Source organism: Pedobacter sp. GW460-11-11-14-TSB4 (genome assembly GCF_059423705.1).
In genome coordinates, this window is sequence record NZ_JBWKYI010000060.1 from 2,132 (window position 1) to 5,376 (window position 3,245).

A 3,245-nucleotide genomic window follows, 5' to 3' on the forward strand; every position below is an offset into this window, starting at 1 on the left:
ATAAAAGAAAACATCTGAAACGGTTCGAGACCGCAGTTTTTACTAATAAGGCTGAAACGAGGCTTAGTTAGGGGACAATGAAACCCCCTACCTTTATACCCTCCACCTTCAACCTTAATAAAGTTCTTTGACATATTGGAAGAAGTTAAAAAAGAAGAGCAAACAACAATAGGCGACTGTTGTGTTTGTGCTCACCGGAAGAAGGAGCAATCCAGACAACGGTATGAGACATCATAACAAGAGCAAAAAAGCATACCATACGGCGCAAAAGGCGTATGAGTAGAAGAAAGTAATAAAGAGTACACGGGGGATGCCTTGGCTCTCAGAGGCGATGAAGGACGTGATAAGCTGCGATAAGCTTCGGGTATTTGCAAATAGGAATTGATCCGAAGATTTCCGAATGGGGCAACCCGGCTAGTTGAAGACTAGTCACATATAATGAGCAAACCTGCCGAACTGAAACATCTAAGTAAGCAGAGGAAGAGAAAATAACAATGATTTCCTAAGTAGTGGCGAGCGAAAGGGAAAGAGCCCAAACCTACTTTGTTACGGCAAAGTGGGGGTTGTAGGACTGCGTTGTGGCATTAGCAAACAGAAGTGGAATGGGATGGGAAGCCCAGCGATACACGGTGATAGCCCGGTACACGTATAGAATGCTAGCCTAGCAGTATCCTGAGTACCGCGAGGTCGGAGACGCCTTGTGGGAATCTGCCGGCACCATCCGGTAAGGCTAAATACTCCTGAGAGACCGATAGTGAACCAGTACCGTGAGGGAAAGGTGAAAAGAACCCCGAACAGGGGAGTGAAATAGAACCTGAAACCGTGTACTTACAAGCGGTCGGAGCGTACAAGTTGCGTGACGGCGTGCCTTTTGCATAATGAGCCTACGAGTTACTCCTCTCTGGCAAGGTTAAGTGCTTCAGGCACGGATCCGAAGCGAAAGCGAGTCTGAATAGGGCGTATAGTCAGAGGGGGTAGACGCGAAACCTTGTGATCTACCCATGGACAGGTTGAAGGTGCGGTAACACGTACTGGAGGACCGAACCGATAAACGTTGAAAAGTTTCCGGATGATCTGTGGGTAGGGGTGAAAGGCTAATCAAACTGGGAAATAGCTCGTACTCCCCGAAATGTTTTTAGGAACAGCGTGGATATTAAGTTTCATAGAGGTAGAGCTACTGATTGGGTGCGGGGGAGTCAAATCCTACCAAATCCAGACAAACTCCGAATGCTATGAAATATGATCTGCAGTGAGGCGCGGGGTGCTAAGGTCACGCGCCGAGAGGGAAAGAACCCAGACCATCAGCTAAGGTCCCCAAGTTACAGTTAAGTTGAACTAACGAGGTCCGATTGCACAGACAGCTAGGATGTTGGCTTGGAAGCAGCCATTCATTTAAAGAGTGCGTAACAGCTCACTAGTCGAGCGATCGGGCATGGATAATAAACGGGCATTAAACTGTACACCGAAGCTATGGGATTGAAATATATCGGTAGGGGAGCATTCTAGCGGCAGCGAAGGTACCTGGTAATGGGTGCTGGAGCTTCTAGAAAAGCAAATGTAGGCATAAGTAACGATAAGGCGGGAGAGAAACCCGCCCACCGAAAGGATAAGGTTTCCTGATCAACGCTAATCGGATCAGGGTCAGTCGGGACCTAAGGAGAACCCGAAGGGGAAATTCGATGGACAACTGGTTAATATTCCAGTACTTTTTATAACTGCGATGTGGGGACGGAGTAGTGACACTGCCGCGATCTGACGGAATAGATCGTTAAAGACAGTAGGTATTAGAACGGTAGGCAAATCCGCCGATCTAGCTGAAAGTCGATAGTACCGCAAGCCTTCGGGTGAGTGGATAGTGCAGGTAATCAGACTTCCAAGAAAAACCGCTAAGCTTCAGGTTATAAAAACCCGTACCGCAAACCGACACAGGTATCCGGGAAGAGGATTCTAAGGTGCTCGAGTGAATCATGGCTAAGGAACTCGGCAAAATGGCCCTGTAACTTCGGGAGAAGGGGCGCTGGCAGCAATGTCAGCCGCAGTGAAAAGGCCCAGGCGACTGTTTAACAAAAACACATGGCTTTGCAAAATCGAAAGATGAGGTATAAGGCCTGACACCTGCCCGGTGCTGGAAGGTTAAGAGGGGATGTCATCCGCAAGGAGAAGCATTGAATCGAAGCCCCAGTAAACGGCGGCCGTAACTATAACGGTCCTAAGGTAGCGAAATTCCTTGTCGGGTAAGTTCCGACCTGCACGAATGGTGTAACGATCTGGGCGCTGTCTCAGCCATGAGCTCGGTGAAATTGTGGTCCCGGTGAAGACGCCGGGTACCCGCAACGGGACGGAAAGACCCCATGCACCTTCACTACAATTTAACATTGACATTGGATACAGGATGTGTAGGATAGGTGGGAGGCTTTGAAGCGGCGTCGCTAGGCGTCGTGGAGCCAACGTTGAAATACCACCCTTTCTGTATTCGGTGTCTAATCCCGTACTTACGGGAGACATTGTTTGATGGGTAGTTTGACTGGGGTGGTCGCCTCCAAAAAGGTAACGGAGGCTTTCAAAGGTAAGCTCAGTACGCTTGGTAACCGTACGCGGAGTGCAATAGCATAAGCTTGCTTGACTGTGAGACAGACAAGTCGATCAGGGTCGAAAGACGGATATAGTGATCCGGTGGTTCTGCATGGAAGGGCCATCGCTCAAAGGATAAAAGGTACGCTGGGGATAACAGGCTGATCTCCCCCAAGAGCTCATATCGACGGGGAGGTTTGGCACCTCGATGTCGGCTCGTCACATCCTGGGGCTGGAGAAGGTCCCAAGGGTTCGGCTGTTCGCCGATTAAAGTGGCACGCGAGCTGGGTTCAGAACGTCGCGAGACAGTTCGGTCCCTATCTGTTGTGGGCGTAGGAATTTTGAGTGGGGCTGACCTTAGTACGAGAGGACCGGGTTGGACTAGCCTCTAGTGAATCTGTTGTTCCGCCAGGGGCATTGCAGAGTAGCTACGCTGGGAATAGATAAGCGCTGAAAGCATCTAAGTGCGAAACTAGCCACGAGATGAGAATTCCATATAGGACCGTAGCAGACTACTACGTTGATAGGCTACAGATGTAAAGCTGGCGACAGCACAGTCGAGTAGTACTAATCATCCGAAGCTTTCAAAGCAAACAGACTGTTGTTTGTTCTTCATAATAACTTCTTTCAATCATGTTTAAGGTTTAAGGCGAAAGGCAGATAGGCATAAGGGT

1 rRNA gene is annotated in these 3,245 nt (G+C 49.1%); it reads left to right on the forward strand.

The window, feature by feature from the left end:
• Positions 1 to 283: 283 nt before the first annotated feature.
• Positions 284 to 3,161: ribosomal RNA gene (locus AC07YT_RS24955) — 23S ribosomal RNA — on the forward strand.
• Positions 3,162 to 3,245 lie beyond the last annotated feature (84 nt).